Origin of the sequence: Burkholderia sp. LAS2 (assembly GCF_018417615.1) — a bacterium.
Classification (GTDB): Bacteria; Pseudomonadota; Gammaproteobacteria; order Burkholderiales; family Burkholderiaceae; genus Burkholderia; species Burkholderia sola.
In genome coordinates, this window is the sequence record NZ_CP071054.1 from 42,200 (window position 1) to 62,614 (window position 20,415).

General features: G+C 66.8%; 21 protein-coding genes. 14 read left to right on the top strand and 7 right to left on the bottom strand.

The window, feature by feature from the left end; genetic code table 11:
* Positions 1-56: 56 nt before the first annotated feature.
* Complete coding sequence (locus JYG37_RS29315) at positions 57-1,730, bottom strand: phospholipase C (protein WP_204384262.1); 1,674 nt, start codon at positions 1,728-1,730, stop codon at positions 57-59.
* 401 nt (positions 1,731-2,131) lie between these two features.
* On the opposite strand from JYG37_RS29315, the gene JYG37_RS29320 reads away from it, so the two are divergent.
* Positions 2,132-2,989: an EamA family transporter gene (locus tag JYG37_RS29320; protein WP_089489352.1), complete on the top strand. Its 858-nt coding sequence runs from the start codon at positions 2,132-2,134 to the stop codon at positions 2,987-2,989.
* Between the two features lie 70 nt (positions 2,990-3,059).
* Here the strand turns inward: JYG37_RS29320 and JYG37_RS29325 are convergent, their stop codons facing one another.
* From JYG37_RS29325 to JYG37_RS29335, 3 genes are all read right to left on the bottom strand, one after another.
* Entirely contained in the window at positions 3,060-3,551 is a 492-nt protein-coding gene (locus JYG37_RS29325) for a hypothetical protein (RefSeq protein WP_063772871.1), read from the bottom strand.
* The gene (locus tag JYG37_RS29330) at positions 3,548-4,261 is read right to left on the bottom strand and encodes a M35 family metalloendopeptidase (protein WP_089489353.1); all 714 of its coding nucleotides are present in this window, start codon (positions 4,259-4,261) and stop codon (positions 3,548-3,550) included. Before JYG37_RS29330 ends, JYG37_RS29325 begins: the two co-directional genes overlap by 4 nt.
* A gap of 309 nt (positions 4,262-4,570) precedes the next feature.
* The gene (locus JYG37_RS29335; protein WP_050011023.1) at positions 4,571-5,044 is read right to left on the bottom strand and encodes an Lrp/AsnC family transcriptional regulator; all 474 of its coding nucleotides are present in this window, start codon (positions 5,042-5,044) and stop codon (positions 4,571-4,573) included.
* Between the two features lie 322 nt (positions 5,045-5,366).
* Here JYG37_RS29335 and JYG37_RS29340 point away from each other — a divergent pair, with 322 nt between their 5' ends.
* The 6 genes from JYG37_RS29340 to JYG37_RS29365 all read left to right on the top strand — a co-directional run bounded on the left by JYG37_RS29340 (position 5,367) and on the right by JYG37_RS29365 (position 9,738).
* The gene (locus JYG37_RS29340; RefSeq protein ID WP_050011024.1) at positions 5,367-6,752 is read left to right on the top strand and encodes an amino acid permease; all 1,386 of its coding nucleotides are present in this window, start codon (positions 5,367-5,369) and stop codon (positions 6,750-6,752) included.
* 46 nt (positions 6,753-6,798) lie between these two features.
* Entirely contained in the window at positions 6,799-8,001 is a 1,203-nt protein-coding gene (locus JYG37_RS29345; RefSeq protein ID WP_050011025.1) for an amino acid aminotransferase, read from the top strand.
* Positions 8,002-8,168: 167 nt separating this feature from the next.
* On the top strand, positions 8,169-8,567 hold the full coding sequence (locus JYG37_RS29350) for a DUF488 domain-containing protein (protein WP_050011026.1): 399 nt from the start codon (positions 8,169-8,171) through the stop codon (positions 8,565-8,567).
* A gap of 120 nt (positions 8,568-8,687) precedes the next feature.
* The gene (locus tag JYG37_RS29355) at positions 8,688-8,978 is read left to right on the top strand and encodes a DUF1488 family protein (RefSeq protein ID WP_050011027.1); all 291 of its coding nucleotides are present in this window, start codon (positions 8,688-8,690) and stop codon (positions 8,976-8,978) included.
* A 16-nt stretch (positions 8,979-8,994) separates the two neighbouring features.
* Positions 8,995-9,234: a hypothetical protein gene (locus JYG37_RS29360; RefSeq protein WP_006479066.1), complete on the top strand. Its 240-nt coding sequence runs from the start codon at positions 8,995-8,997 to the stop codon at positions 9,232-9,234.
* 153 nt (positions 9,235-9,387) lie between these two features.
* Positions 9,388-9,738, top strand: a complete 351-nt coding sequence (locus tag JYG37_RS29365; protein ID WP_213346861.1) for a metal ABC transporter ATPase — start codon at positions 9,388-9,390, stop codon at positions 9,736-9,738.
* 29 nt (positions 9,739-9,767) lie between these two features.
* On the opposite strand, the gene JYG37_RS29370 is transcribed toward JYG37_RS29365, so the two are convergent.
* The 3 genes from JYG37_RS29370 to lhpI all read right to left on the bottom strand — a co-directional run bounded on the left by JYG37_RS29370 (position 9,768) and on the right by lhpI (position 12,082).
* Positions 9,768-10,544, bottom strand: a complete 777-nt coding sequence (locus JYG37_RS29370) for a helix-turn-helix domain-containing protein (RefSeq protein ID WP_089489355.1) — start codon at positions 10,542-10,544, stop codon at positions 9,768-9,770.
* 16 nt (positions 10,545-10,560) lie between these two features.
* Positions 10,561-10,965 (bottom strand): response regulator transcription factor, encoded by a 405-nt coding sequence (locus tag JYG37_RS29375; protein ID WP_050011030.1) that lies wholly within the window; start codon positions 10,963-10,965, stop codon positions 10,561-10,563.
* A 181-nt stretch (positions 10,966-11,146) separates the two neighbouring features.
* The gene (lhpI, locus tag JYG37_RS29380; RefSeq protein ID WP_213346863.1) at positions 11,147-12,082 is read right to left on the bottom strand and encodes a bifunctional Delta(1)-pyrroline-2-carboxylate/Delta(1)-piperideine-2-carboxylate reductase; all 936 of its coding nucleotides are present in this window, start codon (positions 12,080-12,082) and stop codon (positions 11,147-11,149) included.
* A gap of 263 nt (positions 12,083-12,345) precedes the next feature.
* On the opposite strand from lhpI, the gene JYG37_RS29385 reads away from it, so the two are divergent.
* The 7 genes from JYG37_RS29385 (at position 12,346) to JYG37_RS29415 (ending at position 20,366) form a co-directional block, all read left to right on the top strand.
* The gene (locus JYG37_RS29385; protein ID WP_089489357.1) at positions 12,346-13,083 is read left to right on the top strand and encodes a FadR/GntR family transcriptional regulator; all 738 of its coding nucleotides are present in this window, start codon (positions 12,346-12,348) and stop codon (positions 13,081-13,083) included.
* A gap of 115 nt (positions 13,084-13,198) precedes the next feature.
* Entirely contained in the window at positions 13,199-14,320 is a 1,122-nt protein-coding gene (locus JYG37_RS29390; RefSeq protein WP_213346865.1) for a branched-chain amino acid ABC transporter substrate-binding protein, read from the top strand.
* Between the two features lie 68 nt (positions 14,321-14,388).
* Positions 14,389-15,396, top strand: coding sequence for a trans-3-hydroxy-L-proline dehydratase (gene lhpH, locus JYG37_RS29395; protein WP_089489359.1), 1,008 nt, complete (start codon positions 14,389-14,391; stop codon positions 15,394-15,396).
* A gap of 175 nt (positions 15,397-15,571) precedes the next feature.
* Positions 15,572-18,151 (top strand): penicillin-binding protein 1A, encoded by a 2,580-nt coding sequence (locus JYG37_RS29400; protein ID WP_050011035.1) that lies wholly within the window; start codon positions 15,572-15,574, stop codon positions 18,149-18,151.
* A 79-nt stretch (positions 18,152-18,230) separates the two neighbouring features.
* Complete coding sequence (locus tag JYG37_RS29405) at positions 18,231-19,109, top strand: flagellar brake protein (RefSeq protein WP_050011036.1); 879 nt, start codon at positions 18,231-18,233, stop codon at positions 19,107-19,109.
* Positions 19,110-19,332: 223 nt separating this feature from the next.
* Positions 19,333-19,662, top strand: a complete 330-nt coding sequence (locus tag JYG37_RS29410) for a DUF4148 domain-containing protein (RefSeq protein WP_105132824.1) — start codon at positions 19,333-19,335, stop codon at positions 19,660-19,662.
* Positions 19,663-19,961: 299 nt separating this feature from the next.
* Positions 19,962-20,366, top strand: a complete 405-nt coding sequence (locus JYG37_RS29415) for a lysozyme inhibitor LprI family protein (protein WP_050011038.1) — start codon at positions 19,962-19,964, stop codon at positions 20,364-20,366.
* The last annotated feature ends 49 nt before the right edge of the window (positions 20,367-20,415 follow it).

The following is a 20,415-nucleotide window of genomic DNA, read 5'->3' on the forward strand; positions in this document are numbered from 1 at the left end:
TTGAAATGGAAACGGCCGGCGCGTGATGCGCCGGCCATGCGGTCAGGCCGTGACGGTCAGATCGCCGGGGCCGCGCTCAATGCGGTGCCGAGCGTCGGGTCGAGATACAGCGGCGTCGTGTTCGGCCTCGACGTGAAGTCGAACAGGTTGCGCAGGTCGCCGGCCGTCGCATCGAACGAACCGCCGCCGATACGCTGGCCGCCGAGCCAGTTGTCCTCGATGAAGCGCACGACGGACGCCTGGTCGAGCATCGTGTGATCGACGTAGTTCTGCTTCGCGTACGGCGAGATCACGACGAGCGGAATGCGCACGCCCGGGCCGCAGCGGCCGTTCACGGTCGCGCCGTTCACGCCGGTGGTGCCGCCCGTGCCGCACTTGCCGGCGCCGTTGAGCTGGTCGACCGGGTCCGACGACGCGTGCGTCGGCGGCGTGTACACGTGGTCGTACCAGCCGTCCGAGTCGTCATAGGTGACGATCACGGCCGTGTTCTGCCAGTCCGGCTGCTGCTGCAGGAAGTTGACGACCTTCGTCACGAACGCCTGCTCGTCGAGCGGATCCGAGTAGCCCGCGTGGCCGTCCTGCGCGGCCGGCGCCTTCAAGTAGCTGACCGACGGGAAGTTGCCGGCCTTCACGGCGGCGAAGAAGTCGTCCGTGTCGTACTGGTGGTTCGCCGGTTCGGCCGTCTTGCCGTCGGTCTCGACGCTCGAGCCGATCGCCGCGATCGAACTCGGGCGCGTGTGTTGCGGGTTCGCGGTCGACGCGTAGTACTGGAACCAGTTGTGGTGCGGGATGTAGTCGGCCGTCGCGGCATTCACGGCGGTCGCGACCGTGCTGCGCGCGCAGCCCGTCGTGCCGTTGCCGTTCGTCGTCGACAGGTTGAAGCCGCCCATGAAGCCGCCCCACGTGATCTTCGCGGCGTTCAGCAGGTCGCCGATGTTCTTGCCGGTCATCATCGCCTGGTCGGTCGTGCTCGAACACACGTCGAAGCCCGGGTCGACGTCGTTGATCATCGTGAGGCCGCCCTGGCCGTCATTGATGTAGTACGAGCTGGCGGCGAGCGTCGACGGCTGCTTCGACGTCTTGACGATCTGCATGCCGTTGGTCTGCCCCGCGACGACGTTCAGCGCGCCCGGCGTCGACGGGCCGTAGACCGTCGTGAACGTGTTGTCGCTCATCGCGAAGCGCTGTGCGTAGTTCCACAGCGCGGTCACCGTGTTGCCGTCGAAGTAGCCCATCACCTGGCCCTTCGTGCCGAATGCGCCGGCGCCGCCGGACGAGCCCTTGCCGGTGTATTTCGGGAATAGATCCGCAAGACCGTTGTCCTCGGCCTGCTGTTCGGCCGTGTACGCGTGGTTCTGGTCGGCGGTCGCGGCCTGCGTGCGGTCGAGACGGAACGGGTTCGCCGCGTCGGTGCCGTTGGCCGTGTTCGTGAAGTTCGGGTTCGCGGTGAGCAGCGTGCCCGTCAGGCCGTTGGACGTCGGCGTGCCGGACTTCGCGGTGAACGCCGGTTCGCCCGACGGGTTCGTCGCGTTCGGATAGGTGCCGAAGTAGTGGTCGAACGAGATGTTTTCGCCGTAGATCACGACGACGTGCTTGATCGGCGTGGCGGTCTGCAGCGCATCCTGCGACGACACGGCGGCCGTCGGCGTGGAATCGTCGCTGCCGCCACAGGCGAACAGCGCCAGCGCTGCGGCTGCGCAGGCGGTGACGAGCAAGGCTTGACGGAACATCGGGAAACTCCAGGGTAAGGTCTTCGATGGTGGAGAACGGCCCCGTCGCCGTGTCGGTTCGGCGCGAAGCTCGTGAGGGAGCACGCGCATTGGAACAGCCGCGTATGAAAATATGGGGACGGAGTGTTTTCGCGACGGTTGCGCTCCGGTATCGGTTTCATTACGGTGCGGCGCGAGGCGAAAGAGAACGGAAAGGGGCGGGCCGCCCTCAATCTCGCGTCACATGTCGCGGCTGGGCGGCTGCTTGCGGCGCAAGCGATGCGGGGCGGGCGATGGAGAGCCGGCGGCCGGATCGTTGACGGCGCGCCGTGCGTCGCTTTTTTGACAATCCGGTGACGCATTCATACGATGGACGCCTGCCGCGCACCGCGCGGCCTCCGACCCGTCAGCGAGGTTTCAGCGTGCCGATCCCCGTTCTGTTTGCCGTTCTGTGCGCGGCATTCCTGCATGCGTCATGGAATGCGCTGGTGCGCAGCAGCGGCGACCGGCTGCGCTCGGCCACGGTGCTGCAGATCGCGATCGGGCTGTTCGCGCTGCTGTTCCTGCCGACTGCCGCGCCGATCGCGCCGGCGAGCTGGCTCTGCGTCGTCGCGTCGGCCGTGATCCACGTCGTCTATACGCTGCTGCTCGTCCGTGCGTACGAGCACGGCGACCTGAGCGTCGCGTACCCGGTCGCGCGCGGCACGGCGCCGCTGCTCGTCACGCTCGGCGCGGCGGCGTTCGCGGGCGAGCACCTGAACGTCGGTGCGCAAGGCGGGCTGGTGCTGATCTGCGCGGGCATCCTGGCGATCGGGCTGGATCGCGGGCGCGGCGCGAAACACCGGATGATGCAGGTGCTGCCGACCGCGTTTGCGACTGGCGTGTCGATCGCCGCGTACAGCGTGGTCGACGGGATCGGTGTGCGCGAGAGCGGCAGCACGGTCGGCTATACCGCGTGGATGTTCGTGCTGACGGGCGCGCTGATGGCCGTGTACTACCGGCTGCGGGCGGGGCCGCTGCGGTTGACGCAGGCGGTCGGCGAAACCGCGAAGGCTGCCTGCGGCGGCGTGTTCGCGGCGCTCGCGTACGGCATCGTGATCTGGGCGATGGACCGTGCGCCGATGGGGCCCGTGTCGGCGCTGCGGGAGACGAGCGTGGTGTTCGCGGCGCTGATCGCGCGCGTGTATCTCGGTGAGCGGCTGACGCCGCGCCGGGCGGCAGGGTGCACGGTGATTGCTTGCGGGGCGTTGTTGATCAGTGCGTTCGAGGCGGTGCGGTGAGCAAACGCCAAGATGGCCCCGTTCGGACGCCGTGTACGTACGCGCGCAGCCGACAAATCGTCATTGCCCCTCACAGAATCGCCTTGCTTCGGGGCGTAACGCGCGGGTCGTCGCAAAGCCTTTGACACCCGCCTCGGCAAAGGGGGGTTAGCTCGATGTCGATCTGGTACAGGGTTAGTGTTCCGTCGCTGTTCCGCACCATGGCATCGGTGAAAGTTTTTTTGTCGATGATGATGTGTTCGTTCCTGATTCCAAGTTGCTTCAGATATTCGCTCGCGATCTTGGCTCGCTCGGTCTTCAGGCGCTCGCGGTTCCGTTCCGTCGTATATGCACCGGATATGACAACGGCCTGAATTTCTGCATCCGGCCATTTTCGCGCCTCGATTACAGCATTTGCGATTTTCAGCCTGTCAGCATTGGTCACGTCGACGCTGTTGAGCGGTAACGGGATTCGCACCGATTCCCCAATCGTGCATGCATGTGCTGGAAAGATGCCGGCGCATGCCGACAGTGCAATCACCCGTGAGATACCGGAAAATACGGCTTTGATATGGACTCTCATTCCATGATTCTCTTGTCGAAGGTTGCGATGTATCCCGTAATACTGTCCGCATTTCTAATGGCGACGTCGGCATTGCTTTCTGCAAAAGCCCTTAGCCCTGATTCTGTGTCGGAATATATGATGTCGCCGGAATTGAATGTGTCGACATAGTGCGTGCATTCATGGATCAGTGTTTTAACCTTTGATGCCGTCCATAGGTCTCCGTTTGAAATTGTGCAGAATTTTGAATAGATGGCGATGATCCGCTTCTCAGAGTCCGGCTTGCATACCCCTGCGATGTTGTTACCGCTGTCGGGCACTACACTGCAGGTAAGACGTCTGTTCATGGAGTCGTCCCATCGAACGATCTTCTCCGGCACGAGCGCCCGCATCGCATTAAGTAGTCTAGGCAAGCCAGCGGCAAGGACTGATCTGACATCATTGTCGGAGCGGCCGAAGTAGAGTCGAGCCCGCGCTTGTTCAGCCTTGTCCCAAGCTGTGACGCCCTCAATGCGCTGTAGTATTAGAGAGATTGCTGCATCACGAGCCTTCATGATCAGCTTTCGGAATTCTCTGTTACTCATATTCGAGCATATGGGAGTCGTGTTGATTGACACATACACCATTGAGCCGGGGTTGGTATTGGTGATGGCGCCGGAATGTACCAAAACCCAATTCTCACTGTCGTCAATGTCGAAGTCGTACGGTTTTTTGTCGAAAAAATTGGTCATCCGTCAGCACCCCTTTACATGGATTCTCAAGGATCAAGCTGAGTTCTTGAGGAATGCTCTAGGGTCGCCAGAAGGGCGATTATTGTCCATCGGACGTATTCGAAATTTTGATTGAATCCGCCCGTGGCTCGTAGCGGGCCGCGCGCATACGAACATGAGATCGTAGCGCTCGATGCAATGCGGATGAGCTGCGAGGTGTGCTACGCGAGGTGGGAATAGGCCGACGAGGGATTCGAGCCTATTCGGGGCGACCACGTGCTGCGGATGCCGGGCGCGCGAATGGCGCCGCCGAGAATCCACGTGTGAAGGTCAGCCCTCCACCGGCATCGCACTCGTGCACTTGATCTCGTCGAGGCACACGCTCGAATGCACGCCGCTCACGCCGGGAATGCGCATCAGCGTCTCGAGCAGGAATCGCGACAGCCCCTTCAGATCGTGCGCGACGACTTTCAGCACGTAGTCGATGTCGCCCGTCACCGAGAAACATTCCTGGATCTGCGCGAGATCCGACACGAGTTTCTGGAATTTCGACAAATCGCGGATATGCCCGCGCTCCATCGTCACGTGCACGAACGCGGTGACGCCGAAGCCGAGCGTGTCGGGGCAGAGCCGGGTTTCGTAACGCCGGATCGCGCCGATTTCCTCCAGCCGGCGGTGACGTCGCAGCGTCTGCGCGGGCGACAGCCCCACGGCCTTCGCCAGATCGAGGTTCGACGCGCGGCCGTTCTCCTGCAGCACCGACAGCAACTGACGATCGATACGATCGAGAACCGGGTCAGGCATTTTTGTTTCCTCATTCGTCTCCCGGATGCAATCTTATCTCATAATGTAGGGTTTGCATGAGCGGGTTACGCAACCCGATTTCGCGGTCGCGACGCTAAACTGACGCCGGATTTTCGTGTGCGGCCGCAGCAGTGCGGCGTGAGCGGGCGAGTCGGCGGCCAGTCTGACCGGCGCGCTGACGCGAATCGGTTGCCGCCGCACGCGAAAATTGCAGTCCCCAACCCGGCGCCCCCACGAACGGCCGCCGGCACAGCAAAACAGCGCCCGGCACACCGAGGCGCGCCGCACCGCTTCCGGCGGAGGCGGGCAGAATGGAGAAGACATGGTTTCTGGAAACGAGAGCGACGGCCTGAAGCGCGGGCTGAAGAACCGGCACATCCAGCTGATCGCGCTCGGCGGCGCGCTCGGCACGGGGCTGTTCCTCGGCATCGCGCAGACGATCAAGATGGCCGGCCCGTCCGTGCTGCTCGGCTATGCGGTGGCCGGCATCGTCGCGTTCTTCATCATGCGCCAGCTCGGCGAGATGGTCGTCGACGAGCCCGTCGCCGGCTCGTTCAGCTACTTCGCGAACAAATACGTCGGCCACTTCACCGGCTTCCTGTCCGGCTGGAATTACTGGGTGCTGTACATCCTCGTCAGCATGGCCGAGCTGTCGGCCGTAGGGATCTACGTGCAGTACTGGTGGCCCGGCGTGCCGACCTGGGTGTCGGCGCTGGTGTTCTTCGTCGCGATCAACCTGCTGAACCTGGCCAGCGTGAAGTCGTACGGCGAGACGGAATTCTGGTTCTCGATCATCAAGGTCGCCGCGATCGTCGGGATGATCGGCTTCGGCGGTTGGCTGCTCGTGAGCGGCCATGCCGGGCCCGAAGCGAGTGTCGCGAACCTGTGGCAGCACGGCGGCTTCTTCCCGAACGGCGTGTCCGGCCTTGTGATGTCGATGGCCGCGATCATGTTCTCGTTCGGTGGGCTGGAGTTGATCGGCATCACCGCGGCCGAAGCCGACGATCCGAAGCGCAGCATTCCGCGCGCGACCAACCAGGTCATCTACCGCATCCTGATTTTCTACATCGGCGCGCTGGCCGTGCTGCTGTCGCTGTATCCGTGGCAGAAGGTCGTCACCGGCGGCAGCCCGTTCGTGCTGATCTTCCACGCGCTGAGCAGCAACCTGGTCGCGAACGTGCTGAACGTCGTCGTGCTGACGGCCGCGTTGTCGGTCTACAACAGCGGCGTGTACAGCAACAGCCGGATGCTGTTCGGCCTCGCGCAACAGGGCAACGCGCCGAAGGTGCTGTGCTCGGTCAACAAGCGCGGCATCCCGCTCGCCGCGCTCGGCGCATCGGCGCTCGCGACCGGCGTGTGCGTGCTGGTCAACTACTTCATGCCGGGCAAGGCGTTCGAGGTGCTGATGGGCCTCGTCGTGTCGGCGCTGATCATCAACTGGGCGATGATCACGGTGATCCACCTGAAGTTCCGCCAGGCCAAGCGTGCTGCCGGGGAGCAGACTTCCTTCCGCAGTCTGGGCTATCCTTTCACGAATTACCTGTGCCTGGCGTTCATGGCCGGCATTCTCGTCGTGATGTACCTGACGCCGGATCTCCGTCTGTCGGTGTACCTGATCCCGGTATGGCTCGCGGTGCTCGCGATCGGGTATCGCTTCCGTCAGAAGAATGCCGGCTTTGCGGTGCACGACGGTGCGTCCGCACGCTGACGCAGGCCACGACCGACCATTCTTCCAAACGAGACCGATTCAAGCCATGTTCGAACACATCGACGCGTACCCGGGCGACCCGATCCTGACGCTCAACGAGAACTTCCAGAAAGATCCGCGCGACCAGAAGGTCAACCTGAGCATCGGGATCTATTTCGACGCCGAAGGCCGGATTCCGGTGCTGGGCGCCGTGCGCGAAGCCGAAACCGCGCTGCAGCGCGACAGCGGCCCGAAGCCGTACCTGCCGATGGTCGGCTTGGCCGCGTACCGCGACGCCGTGCAAGCGCTGGTGTTCGGTGCGGATCACCCGGCTCGCGCGGCCGGCCGCATCGCGACGCTGCAGACGCTCGGCGGCTCGGGCGCGCTGAAGGTCGGCGCCGATTTCCTGAAGCGCTATTTCCCGGATTCGCAGGTGTGGCTCAGCGATCCGAGCTGGGAAAACCATCGCTTCATCTTCGAGCGCGCCGGCTTCACGGTGAACACGTACCCGTACTACGACGAGGCCACGGGCGGCCTGAAGTTCGACGCGATGCTCGCGGCGATCGACGCGCTGCCGGCGCGCAGCATCGTGCTGCTGCACGCGTGCTGCCATAACCCGACCGGTGTCGATCTCGACGAAGGCCAGTGGGAGAAGCTGATCGACGTGATCGAGGCCCGCGGGCTGCTGCCGTTCGTCGACATGGCGTACCAGGGCTTCGGCGCGGGCCTCGACGCGGACGCGTTCGCGGTGCGCGAACTGGCCCGCCGCGGCGTGCCGACGCTCGTCGCGAACTCGTTCTCGAAGAACTTCTCGCTGTACGGCGAACGCGTGGGCGGCCTGAGCGTCGTCTGCGAGGACTCGGCCGCGGCCGAGCGCGTGCTCGGCCAGCTGGCCGGCGCCGTGCGCTCGAACTACAGCAACCCGCAGACCTACGGCGCGAAGGTCGTCGCGGCCGTGCTCGGCACGCCGGCGCTGCGCAAGCAGTGGGAAGAGGAGCTGTCGGCGATGTGCCGCCGCATCGCGCGGATGCGCCAGTCGATCCACGACGGCCTGCGCGACCACGTGAGCGGCGAAGCGCTCACGCGCTACGTGAAGCAGCGCGGGATGTTCACGTACACGGGCCTGACCGAAACGCAGGTCGACGCGCTGCGCGAGGTGCACGGCGTATACATCCTGCGCTCGGGCCGGATGTGCGTGGCGGGCCTGAACGACTCGAACGTCGGCATCGTCGCGGACGCGATCGGCAAGGTACTGAAGAGCGGCGTCTGAACGCGGCGCGCCCCGGCGCGCAACGCTGAAGAACCGGCTGTTTCCCGTCGCGGGAACAGCCGGTTTTTTGTTGGGCGGCCGTCATGTGCGAGGCGCGGATGACGCACGGGCAGGCGCGGCGGTACGATCACGGGATCGTACGCAATGCAGGGGAGCAGAGGAGCGACATGGGCATCCGGATCATCCAGCTCGGCACGCCGCGCGCGGCCGGCGAGGGCCTGCGGATCGGCACGGTGCGGCGGCCGCCGCGCGGCGTACCGAAGGCGGAATTCGCGTCGCGCAACTACTATGATGTATGGTTGCCGACGTTGTCGCCGAGCCCCGAGCTCGTCGCGCAGGCGCAGGCCGCTGAAACCGACGCCGAATGGAACGCGTTCAAGCGCCACTTCCGCGCGGAGATGGCGCATGGCGATCCGGCCAAGGTGCTGGACCTGCTGGCCGCGCTGTCGGCGACGACTGCGTTCTCGATCGGCTGCTACTGCGACGACGAAAACCATTGCCACCGCAGCGTGCTGCGCGAGCTGCTCGCGCAGCGCGGCGCGGCGATCGAGCCCGACGCCGGCTGAAGCAGAGGAAGCGGCGGCGCGCGGCTACACCGCGATCGTGCGGTGCAGCGAGCCTGTTGACGTGGGTCAAGCGCGCGGCCGCGCGCGCCACTATGCTCTCGTCATGGAGCCATCACGACGATGACAGACCGACAGATGCACATCGTTTTCCCGTCCGAGCCGCCGGAATATTGCGCGCGCGATCTGGTCGTCGCGTTTTCGGCGCTGGTCGACGGGCGTTGCGTTCAGTGCGCGGTCACGGCCGAGGCGCTGGAAGACCATTTCGGCGCGCAGTCGCTGCTCGAACGCGATCTGCTGGGCGCATTCGACGCGCACCGGTCGGCCATCGAGGCGATGGCACGACGAATGCTCGAGGAAATCGGCGGCCGGCCGGTGCTGCTGCACAGCGGGCACTTCCGGCTCGAAGGCTGATACCGCAGGAGGGCGCATGACACTGCAGGGCAACATTCACGAACGCGACTGGTCGGTCGAAGTGGAGACGCGCCCGTGCGAATCGGGCGAATTCCGCTGCCGCGTGTCGGTCGAGCACGGCGCCGGCGCCGCGCGGTTTCATCATACGTTCGAGCACAGCCACGCGTATCCGACGGAGCGCGAGGCGATGATCGAAGGGTTGCGGGCCGGCATGACGTGGATCGAGATGAAGGCGTCGCAGACCTTCAACGTCTGAACGGTCCCGCGCCTGTCGGGCGCGAGCAGACAATCGGCCGGCCGCGATCGAACAATGCGCGCCGTGCCACGGGAAACACGGGCCGCCCCATCGTGAGGCGGCCGGCACTTGCAAGGCGGTCGACGAGCGGGCGGCCCCGTCAGGAGAGATGACATGGGCGTGGGCATGCAGATCGCCTGCCTCGGATTCACCGGTTCGGCTGCGGTCGAGGCCGAAGCCGGCGCGCAACTGGTGCGACTTGAACGGTTTCGCGCGTGGATCGAAGGCTGCCATCTCGCGATCGAATCGCGCACGGCGGCCGATGGTGCGCGCCGGTACGACGTGCGGCTGGAGCTGGTGATGCGCGACGCGACGCTCCGGTTGCTGCCGCCGTGCGTCGGGGCCGACGTGGACGACGCATTGCGTCTCGCGTTCGCGCAGGCCGAACGGGCGCTGCTCGCGTGGCAGGCAGGCGCCGCAACGGTTGCGCTGCGCGACGCGGCGACCGGCGACGCGATGCGGTGACGCCGCGCCTGTCAGCGCGGCGCCGCGTGTCAGACTCGCGCGAGCGCTTGCGGGTCGATGATGCGCACGCGCTTGCCGCGCGTTTCGACGAGCGCGTCGCGATGGAACCGCGAGAACATCCGGCTGACCGTTTCGAGCTTCATCCCGAGATAGCAGCCGATTTCCTCGCGCGTCATCCGCAGGTTGAATTCGGTCGCCGAATAGCCGCGCGCCTCGAACCGCGACGACAGGTTCAGCAGGAAATGCGCGACGCGCTGCTCGGCCGACATCGTGCCGAGCAACAGCATCTGGCTCGATTCGCGGACGATCTCGCTGCTCAGCATCTGGTAGAGGAAGTGCTGCATCGGCTTGATCTCGCGGCACGCGGCTTCGAGCGCGCCGAACGGGATGATGCACACCACGCTGTCCTCCAGCGCGATCGCGTCGCAACAGTGCTGGCCGCTGCCGATGCCGTCCATCCCGAGCGTTTCGCCGGCGATCTGGAAGCCCGTCACGTGCTCGCGGCCGTCGCGATGCATCATCACCGTCTTGAACGAACCCGCGCGCACCGCGTAGATGCTCTGGAACGGATCGTCGGTGCGGAACAGCGCGTCGCCCTGGCGAACCTGTCGCGTCGTGCAGATGATCGCGTCGAGGCGGCCGTATTCGGCGGGCGTCAGGTGCGGCGGCAGGCACATCGAGCGCATCGCGCAGGCCGAGCAGCGTGCGGCCGGGTGCTTGGCGGCGTCGGCGCGCGCGGCCGGGCGCGGCGGAATCGTCGGCCGGGGTACGACGGATACGTCGGCGAAGGCGGTGGCGGTGGACATGAGGCGCTCCGGCTCGTCAGGGGCGGCGCACGCGAGCGTGCACCAGGGATTCGATGACACGGCATGCGGTGTCGAATTCGACGGTCTTGTCGAAGAAGTAGTCGGCTCCCGCCGTCGCGCATGCCTCTCTGAATGCCGGCGCCGAGTGGTTCGTCAGCACGATCGTGACGATGCGCGGCGCGGCCTTCGACAGCATCCCGATCAGGTCGAGACCGCTGCCGTCCGCGAGCCGCACGTCGACGATCACCACGTCCGCGCGACTGCTGCGGATATGCGTCCACGCGTCCTGGCCGTCTTCCGCTTCGCCCACGACGGCGACGCCGCGAATCGCGCCGACGAGCAGCGCGATCCGCTGGCGGACGGCAACCGCGTGATCGACGAGAAACACCCTGAGTGCGGCGGGTGACAGGCTGGCATTCATGCCGGCAGTATCGTGTTGCGCCGCCGAAATTGAAATCGGCCGAATTGGAACTTCGTGTAGGCCGCTTCGACGCGGTGTAGGGCGTTTCCTACACCGCGTACGGGAAATCGCCGGTGTGAATCCGACGATGCGATGCCGCGCGAGCGGCGCGCACGGTGGCGCGAACGGTGGCGCGGCCGGGTCAGCCGGCGCGGCGCGCGGCCAGTGCGTCGCGCGCGGTGCGGCACGCGGCCAGATCCCATGCGGCGCAGCCGACGCTCTTGAACAGCAGCGGGCCGCCGCGGGCGAAGGTGCCGTTCAGCACGTCGGCGAGCGACGCGACGTGCTGCCAGTCGACCTGCGCGACGATCAGGTCGCCGGCTTCGTGGCGCGCGCCGGCCGGATCGTCGACGACGAGCCGGCTGCCCCGCACCGTGTTCGCGTCGATCTCCGCGGCATCCGCGGTGAACGCGCCGACGCCGACCACGAGCCGGCCTTCGCGCGCGGCGTCGCGATAGACGGGCGTGCGGCTCGTCGTCAGCGTGACGACCACGTCGATCGCATCGGGAATCGCGTCGCCGTCGAGCGGCGCGAGCTGCGGCGCATGCGCGCGGTGGGCGGCGCAGAAGGCGGCCGCGCCGTCCGCGCTCGTGCCGCGCACGTGAAGGCGCGCGTCCGGAAAGATCGCGGCGAGCGCTTCCGCGTGATTGGCCGCCTGCTTGCCGGTGCCGATCAGCAGGATGTCGCGCGGCGCGGCGCCATGCAGCGCCTGGATGCCGAGCGCGGTGATCGCCGCCGTGCGGCGGCCGGTGACGGTCGGGCCGTCGAGCGCGAAGCGCATTTCGCCGGTCGTCGCGTCGTACGCGGTGACCTGGCCGAGAATCGTCGGCAGCCCGCGTGCGCCGTTGCCGGGGCACACGTTCACGAGCTTGTGGCTCGCCAGATCGTGTGCGCTCGACGGCATCGACAGCATCACGCCGCCGCGTTGCAGCGGCACGACCAGGCGTTCGGGGCTGACGATGTCGCCTGCCGCGTACTCGACGACCGCTTGCCTGAGCGTGGCGAGCAGCGCCGGATAGTCGAGCAGCGCGGCCGTGTCGGCCGCATCGAAAACGGGAATCGGGGAGAAGGCGGTCATCGTGTACGTCTTGGCGGTCAGTGAGCGTGGACGGCGGACGCATGCCGCGCCAGCCGCAGGTCTGCCGGTACCGTGACACAGGGCAGTGTGGATCGAATCTATACCACTTGCTGGCGCGTCGGCAACCCAGAAAATAAAGCGTGCCGGTGATTTTGGTTCTAATATCTGGCCAGAAGGCTCGCCGCTGCCGCGCTGCCCGCGCCGCTCCGGTATAGTGCGAACCCATTCCAGATCCACGCCCGCGAACGGGCAGGAGCCACACGATGATGTCCGCGCGTCCCGACTCACTCGAAGGCGGTTTCAGGCCGCTGCAGATCTACGAGCAGGTAGCCGAAAAGATCCGCGACGAGATCCGCGCGGGGCGCTACGCGGCCGAATCGCGGCTGCCGTCCGAGCGCGAGCTCGCGGCGCTGTTCCAGGTCGGCCGGCCGGCCGTGCGCGAGGCGCTCGGCGCGCTGCAGAACGAAGGGCTCGTGTTCACGAAGCGCAATTCGGGCACCTACGTCGTCGCGGCCCCGCTCGACGTGCTCGCACAGCGCGGCGACGCGCACGCGGCGTCCGAGGCCGACTTCAGTCCGACGTCGACGCTCGACGTGCGGCTGATCCTCGAGCCCGCGATCGCGCGCCGCGCGGCCGCTCATGGCCGCGCCGACCCCGGCGCCGAGCGCTATCTCGCGCAAATGGAGACCATCACCGACGTCGACGATCCGCACCAGCGCGCGTTGTGGAACGAGAGCGACCGGCTGTTCCACCGGCAGCTCGCGCTGATGACCGGCGACGCGCTGATCGTGAAGATCGCGGACGAAGTCGCGAAGACGATGGACCAGCCGCTGTGGAAGCGGCTGAAGGACGATGGCATCTACGACGCGGGCCGGATCCGGCTGTACGTGTCCGAGCACCGGTTGATCTACGAGGCGATCGTGTCCGGGGATGCCGATGCGGCCGCGTTCTATGTCGAACAGCACATTCGCCGCGTGCGGCGCGACATTGCGCCGAAGTAACGGGAACGGTTTGGTCTTTAATGTGACCAAAATCCCGATGATTATTTTGAAATTGCTTGCGATGTGACCACGTGTGTCCTACATTGGTTTCACCAAAAACCAATCAGGAGACATCATGAGACACCTCGTGACCGCGCTCTCGGTGGCCGTTGCCACCGGCGCGCTGACTTCCGCGCATGCGCAGGAAGTCGTGATGATCGGCCATTCGGCGCCGCTCACGGGCCCGCAGGCCGCCAACGGCAAGGACAACGAAAACGGCGCGCGGCTCGCGGTCGACGAGCTCAACAAGGCCGGCGTGAAGGTCGGCGGGAAGACCGTGACGTTCAAACTGGTTTCCGAAGACGACCAGGCCGACCCGAAGGCCGGCGTGCAGGTCGCGCAGAACCTCGTCGACAAGGGCGTCGTCGCCGTGCTCGGCCCGTACAACTCGGGCGTCGCGATTCCGGCGTCGCGCGTGTATTCGACGGCCGGCGTGCCGATCCTGCCGGTCGCGTCGAATCCGGCGCTGACGAAGCAGGGCTTCAAGAACATCTTCCGGATCGGCGCGAGCGACGAGCAGCTCGGCGGCACGATGGCCACGTTCGCCGCGAAGACGCTGAACGCGAAAACCGCCGCCGTGATCGACGATCGCACCGCGTACGGGCAGGGCGTCGCCGAGCAGTTCATCAACGTCGCGAAGGCGAACGGGATCAAGATCGTCGACCAGGAATACACGAATTCGTCGGCCACCGACTTCCTCGGCATTCTCACCAAGATCAAGGCCGCCAACCCCGACGTGATCTTCCTCGGCGGCTATGCGGCGCAGGGTGCGCCGATGGCCAAGCAGATGAAGCAGCGCGGCCTGCGCGCGAAGCTGCTCGGCGGCGACGGCATCTGTTCGGCCGACATGGGCAAGGTCGCGGGCGAGGCCGCGTCGATCGTCTATTGCGCGCAGGGCGGCGTCGCGCTCGAGAAGACGCCGGCCGGGCGCGAATTCCTGAAGAAGTACCACGACGCCTATCGCACCGATACGCAGGTCTACGGCGTCAACTACTACGACGGCATGAAGCTGCTCGCCGATGCGATGGTCAAGGCCGGCACGACCACCGACAAGGCGAAGCTGATCGCGCAGCTCGCGAAGACGAACTACGCGGGCGTCGCGGGCACCTATTCGTTCGACGCGAACGGCGACCTGAAAGGCGCGCCGACCACCGTCTACGTGATCCGCAACGGCCTGCCGGAACCGTACGCGAAGTAATTGCCGCACGGCCCGTCACCGGACGGCGGCCCGGCCGCCGTCCTTCGTTTCAACGCACCCGATCCCCCATGAAAATTTCCCGATCCCTGTCCACCGTCGAAGTGCACACCGGCGGCGAGGCGTTCCGCATCGTCACGAGCGGGCTGCCGCGCCTGCCCGGCGACACGATCGTCCAGCGCCGCGCGTGGCTCAAGGAACACGCCGACGAAATCCGCCGCGCGCTGATGTTCGAACCGCGCGGCCACGCCGACATGTACGGCGGCTATCTGACCGAGCCCGTGTCGCCGAACGCCGATTTCGGCGTGATCTTCGTGCACAACGAAGGCTACAGCGACCATTGCGGACATGGCGTGATCGCGCTGTCGACCGCGGCCGTCGAACTCGGCTGGGTGCAGCGCACGGTGCCCGAGACGCGAGTCGGCATCGACGCGCCGTGCGGCTTCATCGAGGCGTTCGTCCGGTGGGACGGCGAGCATGCGGGGCCCGTGCGCTTCGTCAACGTGCCGTCGTTCATCTGGGAGCGCGACGTGTCGGTCGACACGCCGTCGTTCGGCACCGTGACCGGCGACATCGCGTATGGCGGCGCGTTCTATTTCTATGTCGACGGCGCGCCGTTCGACCTGCCGGTGCGCGAATCGGCAGTCGAGAAACTGATTCGCTTCGGCGCCGAGGTGAAGGCGGCCGCGAACGCGAAATATCCGGTCGCGCATCCGGAGATCCCGGAAATCAACCATATCTACGGCACGATCATCGCGAACGCGCCGCGCCACGCGGGCTCGACGCAGGCGAACTGCTGCGTGTTCGCGGATCGCGAGGTCGACCGCTCGCCGACCGGCTCCGGCACCGGCGGGCGCGTCGCGCAGCTCTACCAGCGCGGGCTGCTCGCGGCAGGCGACACGCTCGTCAACGAATCGATCGTCGGCACGGTCTTCAAGGGCCGCGTGCTGCGCGAAACGACGGTCGGCGACATCCCGGCCGTGATCCCGGAAGTGGAAGGCAGCGCGCATATCTGCGGGTTCGCGAACTGGATCGTCGACGAGCGCGATCCGCTCACGTACGGATTTCTCGTGCGCTGAGCCGCGGCGCGGGGCACGCCGCCGTCGCGCGGCGTTCCGGTTGTGGTACCAGGTTTGGCGCGTCGCTCCGATTGCCGGACACGCGCCTTTTTTTGCGTGAGCGCCGGCGTAACACCGTACCGCGTGTGCCAGCCCAAGGCCGCCGCGGGCCGGACGGCCGCGCGAGTTTGGTACGATGCAGCCTTTTCAGCCGAGCTCCACCCGCGTGAATCGCCGAAACGTGCCGTCAGTGCGTGCCTTCTGTGCCAGATGGGTCGCGCGCGCCCAACCCGTCGCGGCGGCCGCCGTCGCGCGGGTCAAGCCTCTCGCCGCCACCGCGTGGCGCCATGTCCGCCACCCGACGCGCCGTGGCGCGCTGCTCGCCGCCGCCGCCGTGCCGGCGCTGTTCGCCGTGTACGTGGTCGCGCTGATCCCGTTCACGCCGGGCATCGGCGACATCCGCAAGGCGCGCGTCGACCAGCCCGCGCAGGTGCTGTCCGCCGACGGCAAGCTGCTGGCCGAATTCAAGCCGTCGAACCGCGAATGGGTGTCGCTCAAGCAGATCTCGCCGCACATGGTCGACGCGCTGATCGCGACCGAGGATCATCGCTTCTACGAACACCACGGCCTCGACTGGAAGCGCACGGCGTCGGCCGCGCTCCATACGTTCTCGGGCAGCCGCCAGGGCGGCTCGACGATCACGCAGCAGCTCGCGCGCAACCTGTACCCGGACGAGATCGGCCGCGCGCCGACGCTCACGCGCAAGGTGAAGGAGGCGATCACCGCGCTGAAGATCGAGGCCGTCTACAGCAAGGACCAGATCCTCGAGACCTACCTGAACACGGTGCCGTTCCTGTACAACGCGTACGGCGTCGAGATGGCCGCGCGCACCTATTTCGACAAGTCGGCCGACGAACTCGACGTGCTCGACAGCGCGACGCTCGTCGGGATGCTGAAGGGCAACAGCTACTACAACCCGGTGCTGAACCCCGAGCGCGCGCTGCAACGGCGCAACACGGTGCTCGGCCAGATGGTGAAGTACGGCAAGCTGTCGCCGGCGCAGTTCGCGCAGCTGCAGCGCCGACCGCTGCGCATCGACTTCGAGCGCCAGAAGGAGCCGCCCGGGCCGGCGCCGCATTTCGCGCAGCAGTTGCGCAAGTGGCTGATCGCGTGGGCCGACCGCAACGACTACAACATCTACTCGGACGGGCTGATCGTGCGCACGACGATCGACTCGCGGCTCCAGCAGATGGCGACGCAGGCGCTCACGCTGCAGGGCAATCAGTTGCAGGGCATCGCGAACAACGCGTGGAGCGGCCGCGACGGCTGCGGCACCGACAACGAGGTGTTCCGCACCTTCATGCGCGAATCGCCCGAGTACAAGGCCGCGCAGGACGCCGGCAAGGACGACGCGGCGGCGATGAAGCTGCTCGCGGCCGACCGCGGCTTCCTGCATGCGCTGTGCAAGGCGAAGACCGACGTGCAGGCCGGCTTCCTCGCGATCGATCCGCGCGACGGGCAGATCCGCGCGTGGGTCGGCAGCCGCGACTTCACGCGCGAGCCGTTCGACCACGTCGCGCAGGCGCGGCGCCAGCCGGGCTCGACGTTCAAGCCGTTCGTCTATGGCGCCGCGTTCGCGAGCGGGATGAAGCCGGAGGACACGTTCATCGACCAGCCGGTCGAGATTCCGCTGAAGGGCGGCGAGATCTGGCGACCGAACGATGACGCGCCGCCTACGGGCAAGCCGATGACGCTGCGCGACGCCGTCGCGCTGTCGCGCAACCGGATTACCGCGCAAGTGATGGAGAAGGTCGGGCCGGGCGCCGTCGCGCGGCTCGCGCGCGACATGGGCGTGCGCGAAAGCCCGCTCGAACGCGTGCCGTCGCTCGCGCTTGGCACGAGCCCGGTCACGCTGAAGGAAATGGTCGCGTCGTACGCGACGATCGCGAACGGCGGGCTGTACGTCGAGCCGCAGATGGTCACGCGCATCGAGAACCGCCAGGGCGAGGTGCTCGCCGAATACGCACCGGCGCCGCCCGAGCGTGCGCTCGATGCCGAAACCGACAAGACGCTGCTCGACGTGATGCGCGACGTCGTGACGCGCGGCACGGGCGGCAGCATCCGCACCCGCTTCGGGATCCGCGGCGACGTGGCCGGCAAGACCGGCACGACGCAGGACAACGCGGACGGCTGGTTCATCCTGATGCAGCCGGGCCTCGTCGCCGGCGCGTGGGTCGGGTTCGACGACGGCCGCGTGACGCTGCGCAGCGATTACTGGGGGCAGGGCGCGCACAGCGCGCTGCCGATCGTCGGCGATTTCTTCCAGCGCGCGCAGCGCGCCCGGATCGTCGATACGAAGGCGAAATTCGATACCGAGCCGTCGCCGGGCTGGTTCGGATCGCTGCGCGAGCGCGTGACCGACCTGTTCGACACGTGGTTCCCGCCCGAGGCGAAGAAGGCGCCCACGCCGGTCAGGACACAGCGTATCGAGCGTCCGGCCGAGACCGACGAAGAGGCGGCGTCGGCGGCTTCGGCTGCATCGGCGCCGGATGCCGCGTCCGGCGGCATCGTTGAGGAATGGGTGCCGGCGTCCGAAGTGGCCGCGTCGGCTGCGGCGCTGTCGGCGAGCGCATCGCAGCCTGCGCAGCCACCGGCAGGCGCCAGTATCACGAGCGGAAGCAGCACCGGCGTCGGCGCCGCCCCGTCGGCCGTGCCGGCTCCGCCACCGCCGGTGCCGGTCCCGGCGTCGCCCGATGCCACGGGTGCGTCGCAGTAACGAAGCCATTCAGATTCCGCGCGATGCTGCCGTAATCAAGTTGTCACGATAGCTCGCGCGGTCGCTCCGCGCTTCTCCGATGCGGCTTTCCACCGACTACGTCGCGCTCGCGCGCGACGATCTTTCCGCCGGCGTCCCGCTCGGCTTCGACCTCTACGACGCCGACGGTGCCGCGCTGCTGCCGGCCGGCACGACGCTGCAGGATGCCGCGCAGCATGCGTTCCTGTTCGACCATTTCCACCCCGTACGCCGACGCGAGGGCAGCGGCATCGAGCCGAGCGTGCCCGGGGCGGCGGGCGCGCCCGCCACGCGCATGGGCTTGTCGGCGGGCGCGGCGATCGGCATTCGCCGCCGGGTCGGCACGACGCGTGCGCTGCAACGCTGCCGGCTGATCGGTGTCGGTGCGTCGGGCGCGCTGTTCGTCGAACCGCTACCCGCCGCCGTGCTCGAGTTCGCACGCGGCGACGACGTTGAAGCGGTGGCGATCGGCGCTGCCGCGGTGTTCCGTTTCGGCGCGACGGTCGAATCGGTGCAGGCGTCAGGCGCCGCGCCGTTCATGATCCTGTCGCCGCCCGGCTTCGTCGACCGGCTGCGTGCGCGCGCGGAGCCGCGCGTGCCGGTGCGCATCGCCGCCCGTTGCAGCGGCGCGGCGCAGGGGGCGGAAGGCATCGGAATGGTGCACGACATCAGCCTGAGCGGCTTGTCGATCGCCGTCGACCGGCCGCTCGCGGCCACCGGTGAGCCGTTGCGCGTGCTGCTTCCGTACGAAACCGGCGGCCGCGTCGAGCAACTGGCGCTCGACGGCACGGTGCGGGCCGTGCATGCCGACCCGGCGGCCCCAGCGCTGACGTTGCATCATGCGGCGTTCGGCGACATCGATGCCGACGATCGCGTGCGCCTCAAGGCGTTGCTGTTCGACAGGCAGATGGCGTCGGTGGATACCGATCGCCCGCGCTGACGCGCTGCCGAGCGTGCCGGATGCCGAAGAGCGGCATTCGGTGTGCGAGCGTCGATAATCGTCTGATGAATTATGTTATTCCCGCGCGATTGTACGGTTTCGGTCAACAGTGAATTTGCGATTTAAGTATTTACCCTGATAGCCGCGACTCCTAGACTTCTACTCATGCGCAACGACCCCGAGTCCGAAGCGCCTGACAAAACAATCCTGGAGGTAACGCATCATGAAATCGCTGATCAAGGCAGTTGCACTGGCCGCCCTCGTGGCTGCACCGGTCGTCTCGTTCGCCCAATCGAACCAACAGCCGCTGACGCGCGCGCAAGTGCGCGCCGAGCTGGTCCAGCTCGAAAAGGCCGGCTACAACCCGAACGACTGGATCAACTATCCGGAAAACATCCAGGCCGCCCAGGCCAAGATCGCCGCCGCGCAGAACACGGGCGCGCAAGCCGACGCAACCGGTTACGGTTCGAACCCGGTCGCGACGTCGCAGTCGGGCCAGCGCGCGGTCGTGCCGGCCGTCAGCGACCGCTCGTCGGTGTATTTCGGCCACTAAGTCGGCCGTTGTGTCGCGGCCCTTGGGGACCGTGGCTGAAGGTTTGTCGAGAAAGCCCGCACTCGGTTCAGTTCCGAGTGCGGGCTTTTTCAATGATGCGCAGCGAGCGGATGCTTTCGCCGTCGGGAAAACACGACATCCGGCGAAATCGCGTCTCGGGCGTCACCCCGGCACCCGCTGACAATCCGCCGCGCGTGCGCTAGCATCGCGGTCGATGTCGCCGCGGTGGCGCGGCCCATGCACACGGGGCGCAACAAGGCACCGGGTTCCACACTTCAACGAACAACAAAGGAGCATCCATGCGTGTCTTGACCGGTCTGCTGGGCTCGCTGGCGCTGGTGGCGAGCGTCGCCCATGCGCAGGCGAATTGTGCGGACGCGACGGATCAGGCGACGATGACGGCGTGTGCCGATCGCGCGTACAAGAAATCCGACGGGGAACTGAACCGGATCTACCAGGCCGTCACCGCGCGCCTGCGCGGCGCGCGGCCGCTCGCCGACAAGCTCGTGGACGCGCAGCGCGCGTGGATCGCGTACCGCGACGCCGAATGCCATTTCTCAAGTGCGAATGCCGAGGGCGGCAGTGCATACCCGATGGTCGTATCGACCTGCCTCGACGATCTGACCAAAGTGCGCACCGAAACGCTGAAAGGCTATCTGTCCTGCGAGGAAGGCGACCTCGCGTGCCCGGTGCCCGCGAAGTAACGCGTCATGCGCGGGCCTGCCGAGGCCCGCACCACGCCGGCCAGACGTC

Coding starts and splice junctions, on each gene's coding strand:
- JYG37_RS29340 (WP_050011024.1), top strand. CDS start 5,367: ATGGTTTCTGGAAACGAGAGCGACGGCCTGAAGCGCGGGCTGAAGAAC.
- JYG37_RS29370 (WP_089489355.1), bottom strand. CDS start 10,544: ATGTCCACCGCCACCGCCTTCGCCGACGTATCCGTCGTACCCCGGCCG.
- JYG37_RS29345 (WP_050011025.1), top strand. CDS start 6,799: ATGTTCGAACACATCGACGCGTACCCGGGCGACCCGATCCTGACGCTC.
- JYG37_RS29350 (WP_050011026.1), top strand. CDS start 8,169: ATGGGCATCCGGATCATCCAGCTCGGCACGCCGCGCGCGGCCGGCGAG.
- JYG37_RS29405 (WP_050011036.1), top strand. CDS start 18,231: ATGCGGCTTTCCACCGACTACGTCGCGCTCGCGCGCGACGATCTTTCC.
- JYG37_RS29325 (WP_063772871.1), bottom strand. CDS start 3,551: ATGAGAGTCCATATCAAAGCCGTATTTTCCGGTATCTCACGGGTGATT.
- JYG37_RS29355 (WP_050011027.1), top strand. CDS start 8,688: ATGACAGACCGACAGATGCACATCGTTTTCCCGTCCGAGCCGCCGGAA.
- JYG37_RS29400 (WP_050011035.1), top strand. CDS start 15,572: ATGCAGCCTTTTCAGCCGAGCTCCACCCGCGTGAATCGCCGAAACGTG.
- lhpH (WP_089489359.1), top strand. CDS start 14,389: ATGAAAATTTCCCGATCCCTGTCCACCGTCGAAGTGCACACCGGCGGC.
- JYG37_RS29315 (WP_204384262.1), bottom strand. CDS start 1,730: ATGTTCCGTCAAGCCTTGCTCGTCACCGCCTGCGCAGCCGCAGCGCTG.
- JYG37_RS29330 (WP_089489353.1), bottom strand. CDS start 4,261: ATGACCAATTTTTTCGACAAAAAACCGTACGACTTCGACATTGACGAC.
- JYG37_RS29365 (WP_213346861.1), top strand. CDS start 9,388: ATGGGCGTGGGCATGCAGATCGCCTGCCTCGGATTCACCGGTTCGGCT.
- JYG37_RS29335 (WP_050011023.1), bottom strand. CDS start 5,044: ATGCCTGACCCGGTTCTCGATCGTATCGATCGTCAGTTGCTGTCGGTG.
- JYG37_RS29415 (WP_050011038.1), top strand. CDS start 19,962: ATGCGTGTCTTGACCGGTCTGCTGGGCTCGCTGGCGCTGGTGGCGAGC.
- JYG37_RS29410 (WP_105132824.1), top strand. CDS start 19,333: ATGAAATCGCTGATCAAGGCAGTTGCACTGGCCGCCCTCGTGGCTGCA.
- JYG37_RS29390 (WP_213346865.1), top strand. CDS start 13,199: ATGAGACACCTCGTGACCGCGCTCTCGGTGGCCGTTGCCACCGGCGCG.
- JYG37_RS29375 (WP_050011030.1), bottom strand. CDS start 10,965: ATGAATGCCAGCCTGTCACCCGCCGCACTCAGGGTGTTTCTCGTCGAT.
- JYG37_RS29360 (WP_006479066.1), top strand. CDS start 8,995: ATGACACTGCAGGGCAACATTCACGAACGCGACTGGTCGGTCGAAGTG.
- lhpI (WP_213346863.1), bottom strand. CDS start 12,082: ATGACCGCCTTCTCCCCGATTCCCGTTTTCGATGCGGCCGACACGGCC.
- JYG37_RS29385 (WP_089489357.1), top strand. CDS start 12,346: ATGATGTCCGCGCGTCCCGACTCACTCGAAGGCGGTTTCAGGCCGCTG.